General features: G+C 70.8%; 17 protein-coding genes and 1 pseudogene. 7 read left to right on the forward strand and 11 right to left on the reverse strand.

Translation table 11 applies throughout. From position 1 onward, the window contains the following. Position 1: 1 nt before the first annotated feature. Both ACWER9_RS17250 and ACWER9_RS17255 read left to right on the forward strand, forming a co-directional pair. Positions 2-1,366: pseudogene (locus tag ACWER9_RS17250) on the forward strand (choice-of-anchor A family protein); the annotation flags it as partial. Positions 1,367-1,477: 111 nt separating this feature from the next. Beyond that, a complete protein-coding gene (locus tag ACWER9_RS17255; protein ID WP_452302788.1) occupies positions 1,478-4,825 on the forward strand; it encodes a DUF7507 domain-containing protein in 3,348 nt (1,115 codons plus the stop codon). 300 nt (positions 4,826-5,125) lie between these two features. On the opposite strand, the gene ACWER9_RS17260 is transcribed toward ACWER9_RS17255, so the two are convergent. The 5 genes from ACWER9_RS17260 to ACWER9_RS17280 all read right to left on the reverse strand — a co-directional run bounded on the left by ACWER9_RS17260 (position 5,126) and on the right by ACWER9_RS17280 (position 7,997). Beyond that, positions 5,126-5,374: a hypothetical protein gene (locus tag ACWER9_RS17260; RefSeq protein WP_452302789.1), complete on the reverse strand. Its 249-nt coding sequence runs from the start codon at positions 5,372-5,374 to the stop codon at positions 5,126-5,128. A gap of 79 nt (positions 5,375-5,453) precedes the next feature. Beyond that, positions 5,454-6,665: a helix-turn-helix domain-containing protein gene (locus ACWER9_RS17265; protein ID WP_452302759.1), complete on the reverse strand. Its 1,212-nt coding sequence runs from the start codon at positions 6,663-6,665 to the stop codon at positions 5,454-5,456. Positions 6,666-7,042: 377 nt separating this feature from the next. Further along, positions 7,043-7,438 carry a hypothetical protein gene (locus ACWER9_RS17270; RefSeq protein ID WP_452302760.1) on the reverse strand — a complete coding sequence of 132 codons (396 nt, stop codon included), beginning with the start codon at positions 7,436-7,438 and terminating at the stop codon, positions 7,043-7,045. A 170-nt stretch (positions 7,439-7,608) separates the two neighbouring features. Further along, the gene (locus ACWER9_RS17275) at positions 7,609-7,782 is read right to left on the reverse strand and encodes a hypothetical protein (RefSeq protein ID WP_452302761.1); all 174 of its coding nucleotides are present in this window, start codon (positions 7,780-7,782) and stop codon (positions 7,609-7,611) included. After that, on the reverse strand, positions 7,779-7,997 hold the full coding sequence (locus ACWER9_RS17280; protein WP_452302762.1) for a flavin reductase: 219 nt from the start codon (positions 7,995-7,997) through the stop codon (positions 7,779-7,781). Before ACWER9_RS17280 ends, ACWER9_RS17275 begins: the two co-directional genes overlap by 4 nt. A gap of 415 nt (positions 7,998-8,412) precedes the next feature. Here ACWER9_RS17280 and ACWER9_RS17285 point away from each other — a divergent pair, with 415 nt between their 5' ends. Next, positions 8,413-8,652 (forward strand): winged helix-turn-helix domain-containing protein, encoded by a 240-nt coding sequence (locus ACWER9_RS17285; protein ID WP_452302763.1) that lies wholly within the window; start codon positions 8,413-8,415, stop codon positions 8,650-8,652. A 189-nt stretch (positions 8,653-8,841) separates the two neighbouring features. On the opposite strand, the gene ACWER9_RS17290 is transcribed toward ACWER9_RS17285, so the two are convergent. Continuing rightward, positions 8,842-9,030, reverse strand: coding sequence for a hypothetical protein (locus ACWER9_RS17290; protein WP_452302764.1), 189 nt, complete (start codon positions 9,028-9,030; stop codon positions 8,842-8,844). A 127-nt stretch (positions 9,031-9,157) separates the two neighbouring features. On the opposite strand from ACWER9_RS17290, the gene ACWER9_RS17295 reads away from it, so the two are divergent. After that, positions 9,158-9,907 carry a helix-turn-helix domain-containing protein gene (locus ACWER9_RS17295; protein ID WP_452302765.1) on the forward strand — a complete coding sequence of 250 codons (750 nt, stop codon included), beginning with the start codon at positions 9,158-9,160 and terminating at the stop codon, positions 9,905-9,907. Positions 9,908-10,767: 860 nt separating this feature from the next. On the opposite strand, the gene ACWER9_RS17300 is transcribed toward ACWER9_RS17295, so the two are convergent. Genes ACWER9_RS17300 through ACWER9_RS17310 form a run of 3 tightly spaced genes read right to left on the reverse strand, consistent with a single transcriptional unit; the run spans position 10,768 to position 13,833 of the window. Then, a complete protein-coding gene (locus tag ACWER9_RS17300; RefSeq protein ID WP_452302766.1) occupies positions 10,768-12,309 on the reverse strand; it encodes a hypothetical protein in 1,542 nt (513 codons plus the stop codon). Positions 12,310-12,318: 9 nt separating this feature from the next. Beyond that, the gene (locus ACWER9_RS17305; RefSeq protein ID WP_452302767.1) at positions 12,319-13,182 is read right to left on the reverse strand and encodes an alpha/beta hydrolase fold domain-containing protein; all 864 of its coding nucleotides are present in this window, start codon (positions 13,180-13,182) and stop codon (positions 12,319-12,321) included. A 57-nt stretch (positions 13,183-13,239) separates the two neighbouring features. Next, complete coding sequence (locus ACWER9_RS17310) at positions 13,240-13,833, reverse strand: helix-turn-helix domain-containing protein (RefSeq protein WP_452302768.1); 594 nt, start codon at positions 13,831-13,833, stop codon at positions 13,240-13,242. Between the two features lie 76 nt (positions 13,834-13,909). On the opposite strand from ACWER9_RS17310, the gene ACWER9_RS17315 reads away from it, so the two are divergent. The 3 genes from ACWER9_RS17315 to ACWER9_RS17325 all read left to right on the forward strand — a co-directional run bounded on the left by ACWER9_RS17315 (position 13,910) and on the right by ACWER9_RS17325 (position 19,138). After that, the gene (locus ACWER9_RS17315) at positions 13,910-15,484 is read left to right on the forward strand and encodes an FAD-dependent oxidoreductase (protein ID WP_452302769.1); all 1,575 of its coding nucleotides are present in this window, start codon (positions 13,910-13,912) and stop codon (positions 15,482-15,484) included. Between the two features lie 240 nt (positions 15,485-15,724). Continuing rightward, positions 15,725-17,440 carry a DivIVA domain-containing protein gene (locus ACWER9_RS17320; protein WP_452302770.1) on the forward strand — a complete coding sequence of 572 codons (1,716 nt, stop codon included), beginning with the start codon at positions 15,725-15,727 and terminating at the stop codon, positions 17,438-17,440. A gap of 303 nt (positions 17,441-17,743) precedes the next feature. Continuing rightward, complete coding sequence (locus ACWER9_RS17325) at positions 17,744-19,138, forward strand: dihydrolipoyl dehydrogenase family protein (protein WP_452302771.1); 1,395 nt, start codon at positions 17,744-17,746, stop codon at positions 19,136-19,138. Positions 19,139-19,221: 83 nt separating this feature from the next. Here the strand turns inward: ACWER9_RS17325 and ACWER9_RS17330 are convergent, their stop codons facing one another. Beyond that, positions 19,222-19,989: a nucleotidyltransferase domain-containing protein gene (locus ACWER9_RS17330; protein ID WP_452302772.1), complete on the reverse strand. Its 768-nt coding sequence runs from the start codon at positions 19,987-19,989 to the stop codon at positions 19,222-19,224. A 36-nt stretch (positions 19,990-20,025) separates the two neighbouring features. Next, complete coding sequence (locus ACWER9_RS17335; RefSeq protein ID WP_452302773.1) at positions 20,026-21,366, reverse strand: hypothetical protein; 1,341 nt, start codon at positions 21,364-21,366, stop codon at positions 20,026-20,028. Position 21,367 lies beyond the last annotated feature (1 nt).

Below are 21,367 nucleotides of genomic sequence, written 5' to 3' on the forward strand. Positions count from 1 at the left end.
GATGAGGATTTCGTGGTGGGGTAGCCGCAGGTCACGGGCGACGGCGCTGACCGCCGTCGCGGGCGTGTTGGCGCTCAACGGTCTGCTGGTGCCGGCTGCGCCCGACCGGGTCAACCCGGTGCTGGCCGCCGTCGACGAGGCCATCGGGCCGGTCGACCCGGTCGCCGAGGCGCTGAGCTTCGGCGTGATGACCGAGGGCAACGCCACGGTGAACAACGACGAGAACGAGGGCACCCTCGCCGTCGGCGGCGACCTCACCTTCGGTAACTACCAGCTCGCCGGGGCGACCGCCGGGTCGTTCGTGGTGCCCGGCGACGCCAACCCCAGCGCCCTGGTTGTGGGTGGACGGGTGAACTTCGCCGGCAGCGTCGGCGGCAGCCGACTCCAGGTGCTCTCCAACGGCTACGCCAAGGTCGGCGACCTGACCGGGACCGTCGTCCGCGACACCGACAACAACGGCGCCCAGGTCAACACCCGGATCCTGCCGACGAACGACTACGACGCCTCGCCCCGGGTCGAGCTGGTCACCCGCCAGCCGGTGCCGAGCGTCGGGCCGACCTCGCCGATCAACTTCGCCGGCGCGTTCGCCGCCTTCCGGGACACCACCGCCGGCCTGGCCACCTGCGACAACACCGTGGTCCTGCGGACGCCGAACGGTGACGTGCTGCCCCGCCCGATCCCGCCGGGCAGCAACGCCGTCGTCACGTTGACCCCGGGCGTGACAAACGTGCTCAACCTGAGCGCCACCGACCTGGCCAACATCCAGATCCTGACCTTCGCCAACCAACCGACCGCCGACACCCCGCTGCTCGTCAACGTGGACACCAGCGGCGTGGGCAACACCTTCGCCTGGACCGCCCCGAACTTCGCCGGGGTCGGCGGGCCGCAGGCGCGCTACATCCTGTTCAACTTCCCGACCGCCACCGCGCTCACCCTCACCCCGAACGCCGCCACCGTCGAGGGCACCATCTACGCCCCCAACGCCAGCCTCACCGACCTCTCCCCGAGCAACACCGAGGGCAGCGTCATCACCCGTACGCTGGACCACCGCGGCGGCGAGATCCACTACTTCCCCTTCAGCACCACGCTCGCCTGCGAGGGCGCCACCCCGGCCGACATCGCCCTGATCAAGTCGTCGACCACCACGCTGATCAGCAGCGTCGGTCAGCAGGTGCCGTACTCGTTCCACGTGGTCAACACCGGCGGCGTGCCGCTGACCGCCATCTCCGTCACCGACGTGCAGACCCCGCCGTCGTCGAACGCCAACCTCGGCCCGATCACCTGCGCGGCCACCACCCTCGCCGCCGGCGCGCAGACCGCCTGCACGGCCACGTACACCGTCACCCAGGCCGACCTGGACAACGGCGGTGTCACCAACGTGGCCACCGCACAGGGCACCCCACCCACCGGCCCACCTGTCGTCTCCGACCCGAACAGCCTGACCATCCCGGCGCAGGTGCTCACCGCCGCCGTCACCGTGGTGAAGTCGTCCACCACCACGTCGATCACCTCGGTCGGGCAGCAGGTGCCGTACCGCTTCCTGGTGGCGAACACCGGCGGCCTGACCCTGAGCAACGTGACCGTCACCGACGTGCAGACACCGCCGTCGTCGAACGCCAACCTCGGCCCGATCACCTGCCCGGTCACCACCCTGGCACCCGGCGCGAGCACCACCTGCACCGCCACGTACACCGTCACCCAGGCCGACCTGGACAACGGCGGTGTCACCAACGTCGCCACCGCACAGGGCACCCCGCCGCGCGGCGGAACACCTGTCACCTCGCCGCCGTCGACGCTGACCATCCCCGAGGCCGGCCTGGTCGCCTCGATCGCCATCATGAAGACCTCGACCACCACGTCGATCACCACAGTCGGGCAGCAGGTCCCGTACCAGTTCCACGTGCTGAACACCGGCGGCTTCACCCTCACCGGCGTCAACGTGACGGACGTGCAGACCTCGCCGTCGTCGAACGTCAACCTCGGCCCGATCACCTGCGCCGCCACCACCCTCGCGCCCGGCGCACAGACCCTGTGCACCGCCACCTACACGGTCACCCAGGCCGACCTCGACAACGACGGCGTCACCAACGTCGCCACCGCCCACGGCACACCGCCAAGCGGCACGCCGGTCGACTCGACGCCCGCGACGCTGACCATTCCGGAGACCGGCCTGGTCGCCTCCATCGCGATCCTCAAGTCGTCCACCACCACGTCGATCACCACGGTCGGGCAGCAGGTCCCGTACCAGTTCACCGTCGTCAACACCGGCGGCTTCACCCTCACCGGCGTGACCGTCACCGACGTGCAGACACCGCCATCGTCGAACGTCAACCTGGGCCCGATCACCTGCGCCGCCACCACCCTGGCACCCGGCGCGAGCACCACCTGCACCGCCACCTACACCGTCACCCAGGCTGACCTGGACTTCGGCTCGGTCCGCGACAGCGCGACCGCCCAGGGCACACCGCCAGGTGGTCGGCCGCCCGTGCAGTCGCCGCCGGCGACCCTGACGATCCCGAGCGACGTGGTCGTTCCCGGGATCTCCCTGGTGAAGTCGTCGACCACCACACAGATCAGCAGCGTCGGTCAGCAGGTGCCGTACCAGTTCCTGGTGGCCAACACCGGCACCGTGACGCTGTCGTCGGTGAACGTGACAGACGTGCAGACACCGCCGTCGTCGAACGCCAACCTCGGCCCCATCACCTGCGCCGCCACCACCCTCGCCCCCGGCGCGAACACCACCTGCACCGCCACCTACACCGTCACCCAGGCCGACCTCGACAACGACGAGGTCACCAACGTCGCCACCGCACACGGCACACCTGCCGGCGGTGACAACCCGATCGACTCGGCGCCCTCGACGCTCACCATTCCCGCGGCCGACCTGATCCGGTCGATCTCGCTGCTGAAGTCGTCCACCACCGTCTCGATCAACACGGTCGGGCAGCAGGTGCCCTACCGCTTCCTGGTGGCCAACACCGGCACCGTGACGCTGTCGTCGGTGAACGTGACAGACGTGCAGACACCGCCGTCGTCGAACGCCAACCTCGGCCCCATCACCTGCGCCGCCACCACCCTCGCCCCCGGCGCGAACACCACCTGCACCGCCACCTACACCGTCACCCAGGCCGACCTCGACAACAACGGGGTCACCGACGTCGCCACCGCACACGGCACACCGCCCGGCAGTGACACGCCCATCGACTCGGCGCCCTCGACGCTCACCATCCCGGACGCGGGGATCGTCGCCAGCATCCAGGTGGTGAAGACCTCCACGACGGTGTTGATCAATGCGGTCGGACAGGAGGTCACGTACCGGTTCCACGTGGTCAACAACGGCGGGCTCACGCTGACGAACGTCAACGTGACAGACGTACAGACCCCGCCGTCGTCGAACGCCGACCTCGGCCCGATCACCTGCCCGGTCACCACCCTCGCGCCCGGCGCGAGCACCACCTGCACCGCCACCTACACGGTCACCCAGGCCGACCTCGACAACGACGGCGTCACCGACGTCGCCACCGCACACGGCACACCGCCGGGCGGGGGTGCGCCTGTCGACTCGCCGCCGTCGACGCTGACCATCCCGCAGTCGGGGCTCGTCGCCACCATCGAGGTGATCAAGTCGACGACCACCGTGGCGATCACCGCGCCGGGTCAGCAGGTGCCGTACACCTTCCTCGTCGTCAACTCGGGCGGGCTCACCCTGACCAACGTGACGGTCAACGACACCGTGCTGCCGCCGTCCGAGCGCGGCGTGCTCGGCCCGATCACCTGCGGTCCGCAGAACATCCCCAACGGCGCGGTGACGTTGTCGCCGGGCGCCTCCATCCAGTGCCGGGCCACCTACACGGTGACCGCCGACGACTTCACCGGCTCGTCGCTGCGCAACGTCGCCACGGCCACCGGTACGCCGCCGTTCGGGCCGCCGCCGGTCTCACCGCCGTCGCCTGTGGACATCCCGATCCCGCACCCGGCGATCGCCATCACCAAGTCGGTGACGCCCACAGTGGTGTCCGCGGCCGGTGACGTGGTCACCTACCGGTTCGTGGTGCGCAACACCGGCACCACGCCGCTCAGCGCGGTGACAGTCGACGAGACCGACTTCTCCGGCACCGGAACGCCAGGGGCGATCACCTGCGGCGCGGTCACCCTGGCCGCCGGGGACAACACCACCTGCACGTCGACCTACGCGGTCACCGCAGCGGACATCGAGGCCGGTCGGATCACCAACACGGCCGTCGCGTCCGGTACGCCGCCGACAATCCCCGGCCAGGACCCACCCGCACCGGTACGCTCCGCGCCGGCCTCGGCCGAGGTCACGGCCACCCGGGGCGCCGCGATCACGGTGGTGAAGTCGAGCAGCACCGACAAGATCGTCCGGCCGGGACAGCACGTGCCGTTCCAGTTCGTGGTCACCAACACCGGCCAGGTGCCGCTGACCGACGTGACGATCACCGACGCGCTGACCGCACCGGCCTCGGCGGCAAACCTCGGCCCGATCACCTGCGGTCCCGACCGTACCCCGAACGGCGCCGTCACCCTCGCCGCCGGCGCGGCCGTGACCTGCGCGGCGACGTACACCGTCAGCAAGGCCGACTACCACCACGGGTCGCTGCGCAACACCGCGACGGCGACCGGCACCCCGCCGGACGGCCCGGCGCCGGTCTCCCCCGAGTCCACCATCACCATCCCGGTGAAGGGCAAGCTCCCGGTGACCGGCACGTCGTTCCCGGCCGGACTCTGGATGGGTGCCGGCGTGCTGGCGGTGCTCCTCGGCGCGGCGCTGCTGCTCGTCGTCCGGCAACGCAGACTCCGCGCCTGACGCGGACCTGATCGCGGGGGCCGGACCGGAGGGGAACCGGTCCGGCCCTCGCGGCACGCCACCACACCGACGCGGCAGCCGATCCGCACGATCGTGCGGGTCGTGTGGCCTGACGACGCGTCAGACCACGCCTGCGAGCGGCGCCTTGAGCACTATCACCGAAACTGCTGCCTCCCGACCGGCTGAGGCAGCAGTTTCCCTGAAGATGCTCGGATCTTGGCGCCCTGTGCGCTCCAACGCGATCAACGAACTGGCCTGGCACCCTAATGTGAAGAGCGCCGATCGTGGTGACTGGGGCAGCTACCTCGTCGGTGTCGACGGTCCAGCCGCCCTGGTCCATCCAACGAACCGGCGATGAAGCACGCCGGCCGGGGTCCAGGGCATGTCCTCGGTCGCCTGGACGAGGTAGGACCCAAGGTAGAGAGCCAGCGACACCGGAGCATCCGCATACTCCGCCCGCAGCTCACGCCGCCGAGTCAGGCAGGGCCAGGGCAGGCCGCAACCACCGCGGCTCCAGATCGGCATGACCGGTCGGCGACCAGGCGACATCCGCACCGCCCGCCGCACCCCGTGAGCGAGAAGCTACGGTGGGTCGCGGAGCGGAATGGGTAAGGTTCCTACCCCTGGCTCAGGAGAGCAGCCCGACCTTGATCGCCAGGTCACGGGCGTCGTCACGAGTGGATCGCGGGCCGTCGAGCAGGTCCAGGGTGATCTGACGGGCGTACCCGTTGAAGCGGATCGTCTCCGGGGCCGACTCGTACGCCTGCCGGAGGGTCAGCACGGCCGTTTCCCTGTCGTCCTTGCCGTAGTGCGCCCGCGCGACCTCGATGAGATGGCGTGCCCGGCGCGGCCTCGACGGGATGGCCGCGGAGTCATGACGGCGTGCCTGCCGCACCGCCTCACCCGACTTCTGCAACTCCACCGCCACGGTCACCGCATGTGCGCCCATGATGACCTGCGAGAACGATGTCTGGGGCTGATAGAAGCCCGGCGGCAGGCGCTGCGCCACCCGGTCCGCGCGGTCCCAGTACCGCCAGGCCCGGCCTTCCTCACCGGCACGGGCGGCGGTGTAGGCAGCCTCGAAGTTCAGTGCACCCCAGAACGCCAACAGGTTCGTGTTGCCGTCAGCCGTGCCCGGCTCCAACGCCGACACGAGGTCGAGCGTCACCGCCATCGCGGTGTCCCAGTCGCCGGCATCCCGATGCACCTGACACAGGAACCAGCCCGCGCATGCCAGCGCCTCCGGGTCGCCAGATTCCTGCGCCGCGACCATCGCCCGGTCCGCGACCCGCCACAGCAACTCGGCGGCAGGCTGGTAGGCGAGGAACATCTGCGTCAGCCCGAACGTCTCGGCCAACAGTGCCTGCGCCTGCCGACGCTCGTCACCCTCGTACGCCAACGCGGCGCGCTGCACGTCGCGCAGCAACCCCGGCAACAACCCGCCCAGCACGGTGCGGTGATCCGACGCCTGATGGCGGGCCCGCCACGCCACCGCAAGCCGCTCTTTCAGACTCGTCAGGGACTCCGGGGAAACGTCGTCGGAGACGGCGAAGCGGTTCACCGCGTCCCGGACCGACGCCAACGCCGGATGCTCGGGACCGTTGACCACAGCGGACCGGGCGCTCAACTCCCCGACCAAGGCGGACACCTCGACCTTCAGAGCACGGGCGATGCGATCTAGCATGTGGACGCGCGGCGGCAGGATCCGATCGGTCTCCACCGCCTTGACCCACTCGGCGCTGCGCCCCACCAACCCCCCGAGCACGGCCCGGGTCTTCCCGGACCGCTCCCGGTAGACCTTCAACCGCTGCCCGAACGTCAACTCCGGCAGAGAATCCATCCGGGACCTCCTCGTGGCACGGGACACATCGCCGTGCCACCCAAAGCTACCGGCCTGCCTGCCGCCTCAGAACCCCTTACACGCCGCGCAGCCCTCTGCCCCTGGGACTCCTCGCTTTGCAAGCTCTGTGCGTCGCGTCCGCACCTGCCGTGCAACGGCTACACGCTCGGAGCTTCGTCCGTGCTGGCGCTCGTCAACGCGCCGCCGTCCAGCGGCGTTGCTGTCGACAGCCGTTTCGCTGACCACTGAGGCCGAGTCCCGGGCCATACGCTGGTGCTCGTGTCCGGCGCCGTCTAAGAACGTCCAGACCCGTGCACACCGATCGTCACCCAGTTAGTCACTTAGCCAGTCGTGCTTGGACGCTGTCCGCCACACCATCACTGTCGACGGTTCGCCCTCGCAGCCTGGATGGCCCAGACGTTGCCGAGAAGAAGGCCGCCCACGAGTCCAGCAAAGAGTGCGCCTCCCCCACCAGCCATGCCAGTCACTTCGGAAGAAATCCAGGCGGCCACGGCAACGGCTATCGAAGTGATGCTGAGTCCTGCCGGGATCCCCTTGCCGGAAAGCCATCGCTGCATCCCGACAACTACCAATGACGATCCGATCAGCAGACCTGTAAGCAGACACAGCGCCGATGTGAGGGCCTGTGCAGAGCTTGCGGTCACTGCAACCCCGAAAGCGATCGCGGCCAGGCCAACGACTAGGGAGATTGGCCCTGCTCCACGCGGCCACGCACGATCAACGCGATGCGGAACCTGCTCGGCTTCGGTCACGGCCGAGATACTGCCATGCCGGCTGAACATAGGACGGAAGGTTAGCGACCCACCCCACCATCCTCACTCTCTGCCGCCGACCCACACATCGTGGGCGGGGGTCTGTCGACGGGTGAATCGGCTCGGTTCGGCTGGCACGGTTACTGTACTTCGCTGCTGTACTGCTGGCGTCAGATCAATCGTTGGATGCGGACCTTTGGGCGCTCGTTCCTGAGGTGGCCGTGCTTGTGTTGGCGGACCGGTTCGTCCCAGACCTCCTGGTCGTAGTCCGGGTTCGGTGGGATCCACTTGTGGGAGCCGTCGCTGTAGTGGAACTTCTCGTCACCCGGCCGCAGGATGCTCATCGAGCCCAGCCGAGGAATCGGTAGTGCAGGCGGCCGGCGGGGACGTGGGCAAGGTCCTGGGCGGCATCGACGAGCTGGGCTGCCAGGTAGAGAGCCAGCGACACCGGGGCCCGGTCGTACTCGGCGCGCAGCTCTCGGCGCCGGGTCTGGCAGGGCCACTCCCCCGCGCAGCCGCCGCACGTCCAGGCCGGCTTGATCGGCTGGTGAGTGGTCACTGCGGGCCGTCCTGGCTGGGCCAGTGGACGCGCTTGATCGGGATACGGTGGCGACGTCGACACGGCAGATCGCCTCCGCATTGGCAGACGCGCCGCCAGTGTCGCCAGGACCAGGCGGGCCGGTGACGGCGAGCGAGCGTCAATGCCACCGCCAGCACGTACTCGTCGTACGAGACTCGCTTCACCTGCTCGCCTCGCCCGCTTTGGCCAGGCTCTGCCCTGCCCATGTCGAAGGGCGCACTGTTGTCTCCTTGTGCCGGAGCAATCTGGGGGCGTGGATGCCCGAACGCGGGGGACGCGCCGAACATCCACGCCGGCGAGGGCGGCCCACAGCGCCAACCGAGGGAATCGACCTCCTCGGCAACCTCCCATAGGTCCCGTTGGGTAGTCCAGGGCTGACGTAGGTGGTCTACTCGTGTTGCCAACCAAGGAGAGCCACGTGCCGCCGCGTTACCGCTACGAACAGATCGCCGACGACCTCGCCGAACGCATCGCGTCAGGCGAGTTCCAGCCCGGCTCCAAGCTGCCCAGTCGGCGAGAGTTGATCGAGCACTACGAGGTCACAGAGCCGGTGATCGACCGCGCTATGCAGGTGCTACGGATCAAAGGGATGACCGAAACACTTCCCGGTGTCGGCGTCTTCGTCGCCGAGTAGCTCCCTTCGCAGACCCGGCCGCCGCGCCCGCGACATCTCGCTCACAAGCTTCGTGCACTTAGTCCGCAGGTTGCGGTCTATGTCCGTGACCTCGAAGGGTCGTCCACCCGCGTCGTTCCGGGTCCCGACTGATCCGGGCCGGTTGCTGTCGGCGTTGCTCGTGTCACCCGCCGCCCCACGAGCAACAGTTCAACGTTGCTCATGACGCCACCGCCGATCCGGCTTTGCCCGGGTCGTCTCCTCGGCCGGTATCCGGTCCGCCTCGGCGAGAAGGCGTCGCTTGGCCGCCTCCCGCTCGGCTGCCTGGATCTGCTCGGCTCGGTTCACCGCCAGCTCGCCGCCGTTACCCGCCATCTCCACCTCCGTCAGCAGAAGCACGGCGGCACGCTCGACCGTCGCACGTTCACACTGACGTCCCTATGTCGCCGACTGCGACGGCACGAGATACGACAACCCGACCACATTGCCGACGACATTTAGGCGACATGACGCTATCGTGGCGGTCATGGCCGCCCCCAACACCGCCCTCCGCGCCGTCCGTACCGGGATGCGCATGAGCCAGGACGACTTCGCCCGCGCGCTCCAAGCCGCCGGCCACCGCGTCGGCGAGCCCAACGATGCCAACAAGAGACTCGTCCAGCGATGGGAGTCCGGCGCGATCACTGCACCACGCCCCGTCTACGCCCGCGCCCTGGAAGTCGTCACCGGCCTACCCATCTCGCTGCTGGGCTTCGCCGCGGTGCCTGGCGGGGAGGTCGCCGACGACGAACACGGCGGCCACGACATGACCTCCCCCATGTCCAACCTGGCCACGCCGACGCCAACGTCCAAGCCCGCCACGGCCCACAGGTCGTACGAGGGTGTGTGGCTCAGCCGCTATCAGTACTACTCCAGCGGGCGGGGCGACTCCTTCGCCGGACAGCACTTCGTGGTCCTGCTCCAGCACGGCGATCGACTGACCGCACGCAGCCTGCCCGGCTCGGCGGCGTCGTCCCTCTCGCTGGACCTGACCGTGGACGGTGCCGTCGTCACCGGCACCTGGGTGGAGCAGACCGACAAGGCCGGCTACTACCGTGGCGCCCGCTATCACGGCGCGATCCAGCTCCTCGCTGAGCCCACGGGTCGACGGATGGCCGGGAAGTGGGTCGGGTTCGGCAAGGACATGGACGTCAACACCGGGCCGTGGGAGCTTGTCTTCCAGGACGCCTCGACGTCCAAGGCAACGCTCGATCGCTACAACACATCCGCGACCTAGCGCACGAGAGCCACGAGCCTTCGACCCCTCGCTTGTAAGTTCTGGGCGCTCCGTCCACGCCGGTCCGTCCGCGCCTTTGGCCTCGACCGACAATCCGCACGTGTTCGGATTGCTCCACCCACGTCTGGCCGTGTTGCTGTCATCGTTGCTGTCGGCAGCAGTGGTGTGTAGCGGAGTAGACAGCTCAGCTAGAAGTTCCTGAGCGTAACGGACCCTCCCGGCTCTGCCACATCCAGCTCGGCTCGGACGAGGCTGATGAAGTGCGCACGTCCTTGTGCGAGCGAGTCGCGCAACGCTTCATGCTTCGCATCAGGTTGCATCTTGGTGGCGTCAGCGAAGTCTCTGAGTTCAGCAAGGAGCGCCTGTGCCGCCCCAGCGACGGGCGCTGACGCCAGGAGGTGCACCTCCTGGTGCCGGACGGTGAGGTCATCCACCAGCTCGCGCCACCGCAAGTCATAGGCCCCATCTCGAGCGCTCGACCGGATATGACGGTAGAGGGCATAGGCAGCGGCTAAGAAGCTGGCGTAGACATGCCGTCTCTCGGCGTGCCAACGCCGCTGCTCTTCACGTCTGTTGCGCGCTCGTTCCAGCCTGATCGCAACGACTTGGGCAACCGCGACACCTCCAAGCCCAAAGAGCCCGGCTAGCAGGGCAGGACCAGTCTGCGCCCGCAGGTGTGGCGGCGGTCCGCTTCGCCCGTGAGGACTCAGCAGATCGTCGCCCTCGATGAGTAGTGGTCACTCGCCGCAAGGGCATCTCGTTGGGTCGGTTGCCCACAGCCCAACGTTGACGACCTGGTCGGGGGACGCGGTCTCAACCTGCCGGCCGCTGCCGCCGCCCCACCACCACGCCGGTCGGAGTCACCGAATAGGGAGCGCCACCACCTCGGTCAACCGCCAGATCCTGTCCTCGATGTCGTAGACCAGCCGGCGATCGCCACGCTCCGGGACCGACGCGCCGAGCCTCCACGGCCGGGACGTGGCGTGCAGATCGACGATGACGGAGCCCTCCGTCGCGGTGCCCAGCTCTCCGACCCAGTTCCGGCTCTCCTCGATCAGCCTCTGCACGGTCTCGACGTCGGGCACCGCCACCTGCACCGCAGTGGTCTCGGCGAGCGCCGAGCCGACAAGCAGGGTCAGCAGCCGGCCCAGGAGCGCCACGGGCAGCTCCCGGTCCGTCGTCTCGACAGCCACATAGCAGTCATCGTGCCCGGAGAACAGCAGGCGTGAGCCGGCCAGCGCGGGTAGGACCGGCTCGTCGTACGTGGCCGTTCCGATGGTCACCACCATCTCGTCGACGCGCTCGGCGGAGGGTGTGGCCGGCACGTCGACGAAGGTCAGCTCGTAGGGGTTCCAATCGGCCAGGAACCGGGGCAGCTGCTCCCGGGGAATCAGCAGGGCCTCTTCGCTGAGGCCGACGACGCCGGAGGTCAGGCTACCGACCTGATGAGCCTCGAAGCTGACACCCTGCTCCGCAGCGATCCGCGACGGCGGCCATTCCTGGAACCCCTCGTCCAGAAAGCTGTTGGTCCAGAGGCCGACGACCATGATGGTGTCGTTCGCGGCGCGCATGAGCACATCGGCCAGCTCCGCGGCCTGCGCCGCGGTCGCATCGACCAGCCAGGAGCCCTCGACCTCGCGAACGCTGAAGCTCAACGGGAAGGGCGCCGCGTTCACCCCCACGCCGTTGACGGAGAACGCGCCGTACGGGCCGACGTCCACCGTCGCGGTGCCAGTGTTCGGGTAGCCGAGCGCGGCGAGGTCCGCCCGCAGGTCGGTGACGGTGAGCTGCGGATTCAGGGCCCTCGTCACGGTGTCGGTGAGCGGTCGGTGCGCAACGATGTGCTCGACCGCCGCCCGGTCCACGGTCAGCTCGTAGTAGTCGGCGGCGAACTCGACGAAGCGGTCGACGATGTCGTCGAGCAGGATGTCGAGCAGCCCGGACCCGTCCGGGCCGTTGTCGTCGTACCGCCTGTGCGGCGGGAAGGTGATGCCGTGACCGGCGTGCCAGCGGTCATCCCCCACCAGCCGCCACAGCACTGTCGTCGCGACGAACAGCCCGTCCTCGTCGCAGAAGGCGGGTTCCGTCAGCTGCGGACGCAGAACCTCCGGGACGCCGTCGACAAGACCGGGCCACAGCTCGTGGTCCGGATGGCGGTACGGCGACATCGCCGACTCGTGGTCGAAGAGCCGGATGAAGGCGCCGTCGGGGGTGAACACGACGGCCCACTCGTCGCCGCTGCCATTGCTCATCAGCGCCGCCTCGTCCGTGCCCCAGGTCGAGGTGTACGCGTAGTAGGGTTCGCCGCCGTCGATGATGCGTTCAAGCACGGCCAACGCCTTGCAGCGCTGGCGCAGCCGGTCGATGTCGGGGAGTTTGGCGGCGACGTCGTGGGCGGTCACCGGGTCACCCTAGTGAGGCGGCAGCGCTCCACTGTCGGGGGCGAGGACCCGGGTGAAGAACGCCAGGGTGTCGCGGATCAGTGGCTCCAGCGGCACTCCGACGAAGCAGTGGTCGGCTCCCCGCACCACCGACAACTCGACCTCGGCTCCCACCGCGGTCAGTGCCGCGGCCAGCTCCTCGCTCTGCCCCACCGGTACGACGAGGTCCTGGTCGCCGTGGACCAGCAGCATGGGTGGGGCCTGCTCGGTGACGTAGGTGATCGGACTGGCCGCCCGGCCCACCTCCGGGTTGTCGGCCAACGGGGCGCCGATCAGCAGGGACTCGGGCGAGTCGGCGGCGTCGTGGTCGATCGTTCCGGACGGGTGTGCCTGCGACTGGATCGTGGACAGGTTCGACGGTGCGTACCAGCAGACGGCCGCGTGCACGCCGTTGTCGTCCTGGTCGTTCCCCCGCAGCGCGACCATCGAGGCCAGGTGCCCGCCGGCCGACTCGCCCCACACCCCGATCCGCTCGCCGTCCACGCCCACCGTGCGGCCATATCGGCGCAGCCAGCGCACCGCCGCCGTGACGTCGTCGAGTTGGGCGGGGAAGTGCGCCTCGCCGCTGAGCCGGTACTGCGCGGAGGCGACCGCGAATCCGGCGCCGATGGCGGCGGTGAACGGGTCCGCCTCCATGAGCCACTCCGGTGGCTGCTTGGGTGAACCGAACAGCCACGCCCCGCCGTGGATCCACACCAGGACCGGGACCGGTCCGGGTGCTGCCACCGGCACGACGAGGTCCAGTGTCAGCGGGCGGAAACCAGGGACTTCGTGTACGACGATGTCGCGGTGCTCGATCCGGTCGCTCCAGCGCCGGGTTACCGCATCGATCATCGGGCCATCTTCGCACCGACGGTCCCGGCCATGCCGCCCCACCGAACTGAACCAACCTCACCCCTTGGCGGACGCGGCCGGGCGGGCGCGGACGTGCAGCCGCTCCCCCTGCGGCCCGAAGAGACTGAGGGCTTCGGCGGTGCCCGGGCCGGGGTTGAAGAAGAGGTGCGGGATGCGGGTGTCGAACTCGGCCACCTCCCCGGGGCTGAGGGTCAGGTCACGGTCGCCGAGCAGCAGGCGTATCCGGCCGGAGAGCACGTAGAGCCACTCGTACCCCTCGTGTGCCTGGGGGATCCGGCCCCCGGCGGACGGGTCCGGCGGGAAGATCTGCTTGAACGCCTGGACACCGCCCGGCCGGCGGGTCAGCGGCAGGTAGGTCACGCCGTGGATGACTATCGGTTTGGGGCGTACCCGGGGGTCGCCGGTGGCGGGGGCGTCGACAAGCTCGTCCAGGGCGACCTGGTAGGCCCTCGCCAGCGGGAGCAGCAGCTCCAGGGTGGGCCGGCGGCTGCCGGACTCCAACCGGGACAGGGTGCTCACCGAGATGCCGGTGAGGTCGGCGAGCTGGGTCAGCGTGGTTCCGCGTTGGTGACGTAGGGCACGCAGCCGGGGGCCGACGGCCGCCAGCGCGGCACTGTCCTCGTTTGCCATAACGGCAAGGATAGTTGCCACCTTGTCGGTGGCGACGGATGGTGGGCGCAGACGACACGGTACGAGGGAGACAACGGTGGACGAGACGTACGACGTGGTGGTGGTGGGTGGCGGCGCGGCGGGGCTCAGCGGAGCCCTGGCGCTGAGCCGGGCCCGCCGGTCGGTGCTGGTGGTCGACTCCGGCGAGCCGCGCAACGCGCCGGCCGACCGGGTGCACAACTACCTGGGCCGGGAGGGGACGCCGCCGGGCGAGCTGCTCGCGGTCGGGCGGGCCGAGGTGGCCGGGTACGGGGGGCAGTTCCGCACCGGGCGGGTGGAGGCCGCGACCCGGGACGACGACGGGTTCCGGTTGAGCCTCGACGGCGGGGAGTCGGTGCGGGCCCGCAGGCTGTTGGTGACCACCGGGTTGACCGACGAGCTGCCCGACGTGCCCGGCCTGGCCGAGCGGTGGGGTCGCGACGTGCTGCACTGCCCGTACTGCCACGGCTGGGAGGTGCGGGACCGTCGGATCGGCGTCCTCGCGACCGGGCCGCTCGGCGTGCACCAGGCCGAGATGTGGCGACAGTGGAGCTCGAGCGTGCTGCTCCTGCTGCACGACGCCCCGGCACCGGACGCGGAGACCGCCGAGCGGCTCGCCGCCCGCAGCATCGCGGTGGTGCCGGGCCCGGTCGCCGCGGTGGAGGTGACCGACGACGCGCTGACCGGCGTACGGCTCGCTGACGGCCGGGTGGTGGCGCTCGACGCGATCGTGGTGGCGACGCGGCTGACTCCCCGTACCGATGTGCTGGTGGGGCTGGGTCTCGCCCCGGAGGAGGTGACGATGGGCGAGCACGTCATCGGCGCGCAGATCCCCGCCGACGCCACCGGCGCGACAACCGTCCCCGGCGTCTGGGTGGCGGGCAACGTGGCCGACCTGCGTGGTCAGGTGATCACGTCCGCCGGGGCCGGGCTGAACGCCGCAGCGGCCATCAACGCCGACCTGATCGCCGAGGACACACGCGACGCCGTGGCCGCGTACCGGCAGTTGGTGGCCACCACGTTCGAGGAGCCGGCGTGGGAGGAGCGCTACCAGTCCCGCCCCTCGGTGTGGAGTGGCCGGCCCAACCCGCAGTTGGTCGCCGAGGTCACCGACCTGACCCCGGGGCGCGCGCTGGACGTGGGCAGCGGCGAGGGCGCCGACGCGGTGTGGTTGGCCGAGCGCGGCTGGCGGGTGACGGCTGTGGACATCTCCAGCACGGCACTGGGCCGGGCCGCCGCGCACGCCGAGACCGCAGGCGTGGGCGACCGGATCGAGTTCACCCACGCCGACCTGCGCGACAAGCCGCCCACCGAGCAGGCGTACGACCTGGTGTCCGCGCAGTTCATGCACCTGCCCCCGCAGCAGCGGCGGGAGTTGTTCGGTCGGCTGGCCGACGCGGTGGCACCGGGCGGAGTCCTGCTGATCGTCGGGCACCACCCGTCGGATCTGTGGGGGTCGGCGCACCGGATGCACATGCCGGACATGATGTACACCGCGCAGGACGTGGCCGCCGATCTGGACCCGGCCCACTGGGAGGTGCTGGCGGCGGAGGAACGCTCCCGCCCCGCCACCATGCCGGACGGCGAGAACGTCACCCTTCACGACGCGGTCCTGGTCGCCCGCCGCGTCTAGCGCGTTCACCTGCGTCGATCATGGAGTTGTGCCGGATGACAAAGGTGGTGGAGCGCCACCTTTCCGGCACCACGACTCCATGATCGGCGCAGGAACGGGGGGTCGACGGGCGGCAACGTGAGAGGTGGTGGGGCAGGACTTCGCATCAGGTCCGCTCGGCGGTAGCGTTGCGCCACACTGACGGCCCGTGGGGCAGGCGACCGCCGACCCTGACGCCCCCGATCGTACGGAGGATGGTGCATGTCCATCGGCGCTGAGCCGCACGCAGCACGCGACGATGCGGCCTCCCGGCCGAGCTTCGAGCTCGCCCTGCGCGGATACGACAAACGCCAGGTGGACCGGCACCTGGAGCAGCTCGACAGCCAGATCGCGATGCTGAGCCGCGAGCATGGACAGTCCGCCGTCCGCGTCCGAGAGTTGACCGCCGAGGTGCAGCGGCTGCGTGCCGAGCTGGCCGAGCTTCAGGAGCAGCCCGTGCAGGTGGACCGCGCCTCGTTCCATGACCTGGGCCCGATGGTCGGTGAGATCATGGCGCTCGCCGAGAAGCAGGCCGGGATCATCACCGAGTCGGCCACCGACCGCGCGAACGAGCTGCGCGGCGAGGCCGAGCGGATCCTCGCCGACACCCGTGAGCGGGCCGCGCAGGCACGTCAGGACCTGTCGGAGGAGTTGGCCACCCGGCGGGCCGAGCAGGAGCAGGCGCACGAGGAGCGGCGTGCCCTGGCCGAGGCCGAGCTGACCGCGATCCGCGAGCACGCCGAGCAGTTGCGGGCCGACGGTGAGGCCGCGCACGAGCGCGCGCAGCACGAGGCCAAGCGGATCACCGAGCAGAGCGCGCAGCAGCTCAACCAGACCCGGGTCGCCGCCGACGCGCTGATGAAGTCGGCCCGTACCCAGATCCAGCAGGAACTCCAGTCGGCCCGCTCCAAGAACCAGCAGGAGATGGCCCAGTGGCAGGCCAACGTGGAGCGAGAGGTCAACGAACGGCGTACCGCCGCCGAGCGGGACATCGCCGAACAGCAGGCCGCCGCCGAACAGGAGTTGGCCGAGGAGCGCAGCGCGACCGAGCAGCAGATCGCCGCGCTGCTGGCCGAGGCGCAACAGCACGTCACCGAGCTGCGCAACCGCGCCGACGAGCAGGCCGCCAGCCACCAGCAGCAGCTCGCCGCCCTGCAGAAGGAGCTCGAGGAGCGCCGGCAGGAGGCCGCCGAGCTGCACGCCGAGCTGGAGACCGGCCGCCAGCAGCTCACCGAGATCCGCCAGGAGGGCGAGACGCTTGAGAACGAGCTGTCCCGGATGCAGCAGCGGCTCAACGAGGTCCGCCGGGACCTGACCGCCGAGAGCGCCCGACTGGACGAGGCCCGCCGCGCCGGGGACTCCGCCGAGCGGCACGCCAAGGATGTCCGCGCCCGCGTACAGCGGGAGGCGAAGCGGGTCGCCGACCTCGCCGCCGCCGCGGTCATGGCCGCGGCAGCCGGCGGTACGGAGACCGCTGAGTACCCGATGGTCGGCTCCCGTTCCGGCGCGGACCGACCCGCCCCGGAGCGGGTGGGCGTCGAACGGCTCACCGTCGACCGCGCCGGCGTCGACAGGCAGTCCCCGGAGCGATCCACCCCGGACGACACGGGCGCCGACCGCGCCGCTGCCGACCGCGCCCAGCTCGACCCGGCACCTGCCGACCGTGGCCCGCTTCAGAGCGGCTACGCCGACCTGGCCCCGGCAGCACAGGCCAATGGCGACCGCGCCCCGACCGAGCCGGTGAACGGCGAGCACGCCCCGACCGAGCAGGCGAACAACGAGCAGACAGTGGCGGACGAGTCGATGGCACCCGACCGCACGGCAGCGGCCGACGACGCCGAGCCGACCTTCCCTCGGCACATCGGCACCGACGCGCCGACGCCCGTACCGTTCCTGGCGTTCGGGCAGCCGAGCGAGAACGGCGCCGCCCGACACTGACCTCAGTAGCGCTTGTACCCGGGCCCGGAGCGAATCCGCGCGGGCCCGGGCCGAGCGTCCGGCCGTCGGTCGACGACCCAGCCCTTCACGGATGGCTGACCAGCGGTGATCAAGTGATGAGAAGTAGGTCCCCATGAGGCCCGGAGACCTACTTCTCATCACTCGATCAAGGAACGGGTGGCGGCACGGGTGGTGGCTCCTGCACGGAACCGGGTCGCCGCGCGCGTCGGAGCTGGCAGGCTGGGTTGGCCGCCGCGCACCAGCGGTGGCCGCCGGCCTTTCCGGTGACCGAGAGGAGCGCCGGTGACCGACCAACCGGAGGAGTTCGACCTGCTCGTCGTCGGTGGCGGCAAGGCCGGCAAGACGCTGAGCATGGACGTCGCCCGGTCCGGGCAGCGGGTCGCCATGGTCGAGCGCGGCATGATCGGCGGCAGCTGCATCAACGTCGCCTGCATTCCGACGAAGGCGCTGGTGACGAGCGCGCGGGCCGCCCGCCACCTGCGGGACGCGTCGGCGCTCGGTCTGACGGTGGAGGGCGGCCGGGTCGACATCGACCTGTTGCGCGCGCACAAGCAGGACGTGGTCGAGGGGATGGTCGCCGCCAACCGGCAGCAGTTCCTCGACTCCGGCCTGCACCTGGTGATCGGTGCGGCCCGGTTCGTCGGCCCACGGACGGTACGGGTGGCGCTCGCCGACGGGGGCGAGCGGCTGTTGCGCGGCAGTGACGTGGTGATCAACACGGGTACCCGCCCTCATCTGCCGTCAGTGCCCGGGATGGCCGAGGCCGGGGTGCTCACCAGCGACGAGTTGCTGCGCCTGGACCGGTTGCCGGCCCGGCTGGTGGTGCTCGGCGGCGGGACCGTCGGGGTCGAGTTCGCGCAGATGTTCGCGTCGTTCGGCAGCACGGTGACGCTCATCGAGGGCGGCCCACGGCTGCTCACCCGCGAGGATCCCGACATCAGTGACGCGGTGATGCGGGTCTTCCTCGATGAGGGCATCGACGTCCGGGTGGGTGTGGCGGTCGCGCGGGTCGACCGGGAGGCCGACGGCTCGCTCCGGGTGACGCTCGACGACGACAGCGTGGTGGTCGGTGACGACGTGCTGGTGGCGGCCGGCCGGGAACCGGTCACCGACGGGCTCGGCCTGGACGCGGCCGGCGTACGGCTCAGCGAGCGGGGCTTCGTGCAGGTCGACGAGCACCTGCGGACCAGCGCCGAGCGCACCTGGGCGGCCGGGGACGTCGCCGGCAGCCCGCAGTTCACCCACGTCTCGTTGGACGACTACCGGATCATCCGGGCGAACCTCGCCGGAGGCCGGCGCAGCACGGCCGACCGGCTGATCCCGTACACCGTCTTCACCACCCCGGAGCTGGCCCGGGTCGGGCTGACCGAGACCGAGGCGCGCCGCGCCGGGCACGACATCCAGGTCGCCCACCTGCCGGTCGCCGCCATCCCCCGGGCCCGCACCCTGCGCCAGACCCAGGGCATGTGGAAGGCGGTCGTCGACACCCGCACCGACCGGATCCTCGGGGCGGCGCTGCTCGGCGCCGAGGCCGGCGAGGTGATCACTTCGGTGCAGCTGGCCATGCTCGCCGGGATGCCGTGGACCGCCCTGCGGGACGCGGTGATCACCCACCCGACCATGACCGAGGGTCTCAACCTGCTCTTCGCCTCGCTGGAGTCCCGCCCGGTCCGCTGAGCGCCGCGAGGCCCGCCCGGTCCGCTGAGCGCCGCGAGGCCCGCCCGAACCGCTGAGCGCCGTAAGGCCCGCCCGCGCACCGGCTAGCCGGCGATCTCGTCGCGTACCCGTTGTTGGAAGGCTCGGGCCTGTGCCCCGGTGGGCGGCGGCCCGCCGTGCCGGGCGGTGATCGCCCGGGCGATCACCTCGGCCGGGTCGCCGGCGTCGATCAGTCGCCGGCCGGCCGGCACCTTCGCGAGCCAGACGCCGTCGCGGTGGCGCACCAGCGACCGGCAGGCGCCGAGTACGGCGTCCTCGGCGCCGGGCGCGGGCTGGTCGGCCGGCGGTGTGGGCAGGGCAAGCCACCAGGTCAGCGCCTCGATGAGCAGCCGGCGCAGGTCGGCCGGGGCGAGGTCGGCGAAGGCCTCCCCCGCTGGCGGCCCGAGCAGTGCGAGTCCACTCTGGTGCAGGATGCTGCGGTCGAGGCCGTACCAGAATCGGCCGTCGGTCCCCGGGCGGTCGGCGGGGTCGAGGGTGCGGCGGAACGGCATGCCGGCCCCGGTGTTGAGTTCGACCTCGAAGCCGGGCTCGGGGGTGCCGGAGGCGGCCACCGCCCGGTCGTAGACGACCAGCTCCAGCCCGCGCGCCGGGCAGGGCAGCGCCTCGTGCCGCAGCCGGGCGACGAGTGCCTGCTTGGCGGCCCCGGTGAGCGGCCCGGCGCTGAGCAGCGCCACGTCCACGTCGCTGCGCCCGGCCTGGTACGCCCCGAGCCCCACCGAGCCGGCCGCGTACGCGCCGACGAGGTCGGTGCCGAGCACGTCTCGGGCGGTGCCGACGAGGTCGTCGAGGTAGCGCTGAAGATCGGAGTCCACGGGCCATCATGGCGTACGGGTCCGAGCCGGCCGGCACTACCCTGCGTAGAGCAGCAGCAGGCCGGCGACGGTGTAGGCGACCATCAGCGCGAGCAGGGGTAGTTGGCCGGCCACCGCCCGAGCCCGGGGAAACAGGTACAGCGCGCGGTCGTGGGCGAGCAGCGTGCCGAGCAGGTGCCCGAGGATGATGACGGTGACCTGGACGCTCGCCACCCCGGAGGGGGTGACCAGTGCGGTGTGTGGCTCCCAGTCGGCGGTGCCGAGCCAGTTGGCGCCGGTGCCCAGCGGGTCGGAGAGCAGCGCGACGGTGCGTTGACCCTCCAGGATCAGCAGGGAGTAGTAGTGCGCCACCACGTACCCCACGGCGATCGGCACGATCGAGTGGGCGATCTCGCGCGGCACCGCACGGGCGTCGGCCGCGTCGGCACGACCGATGCGCGCCGCGGCGCGGGTGGCCGCGAGGTACGCCACCGCGACGGCGGCGATGACGGCGCTCAGGCCGGCGCTGCCGGTGACCGCCGGGTGCAGGCCGTTCTCCTGGCTGAAGCGCAACCAACCCGGCGCGTTGGAGAGGCTGTCGTACATGGTCGAGCCGAGCAGCACGACCACCACGGCGACCAGCCCGGGGCGGGGTCGCAGGCCGGCGATCCCGTCGAGCGGGTTACGCCACACCAGGACGCCGTCGGAGGCTCGGCCGATCGGGGCGAGCTGACCGATCAGGGTGCTGTACGCCTCGAACGGGTCGGCGTGGTCGAACCAGCCTGCGCCGAACAGCACCGCGCCGGCCAGCAGAATCACCGCGTAACCGGTCAGCCAGGCAGTGATGACCGGCAGGGTGGCCCGGTCGGGGGCGACCAGTTCCAGCCAGACGAACCCGAACAGGGTCGCGGCGGCCGGCCACCACCCGACGTCGGCGGGCAGGTCACGGAACCCACGGTTCGGGTCGCGCCGCACTGCCAGCGCCGCGAGCAGGTGCACCGTACGCAGCGGGTTGACCGCCCGCCAGACCGGGCCGAACAGCAGCGACAGCGGTGCCAGCCCGACCCAGAGCAGCACGTAGAGCGCGCCGGCGGTCGGGTTGTCCGCGGTGTCCGGCCCGCCCAGCAGACCGAGGCAGAACCAGGCGGCGGCGAGTAGGCCGAGCGCCCGCACGGTCCACCGGAACGCGGACGCGTCGAGGACGCGGGCGAGATGGCGCGGCACCGCGCGACCGCCGGTGGCCTCCCGGTCGAGCCGGGGTTCGCGCCAGAGCAGACCCAGCGCCACGAACGTGACGACGAGGGTCAGCGCGGCGGCGACGACCAACTGCGGCAGAGTGATCGGCAGGTCCTGACGACCACCGACGCCGTGTGCCAGCAGGGTGGGGGCGGCCGTCATG

Source organism: Micromonospora sp. NPDC003944, from assembly GCF_053605225.1.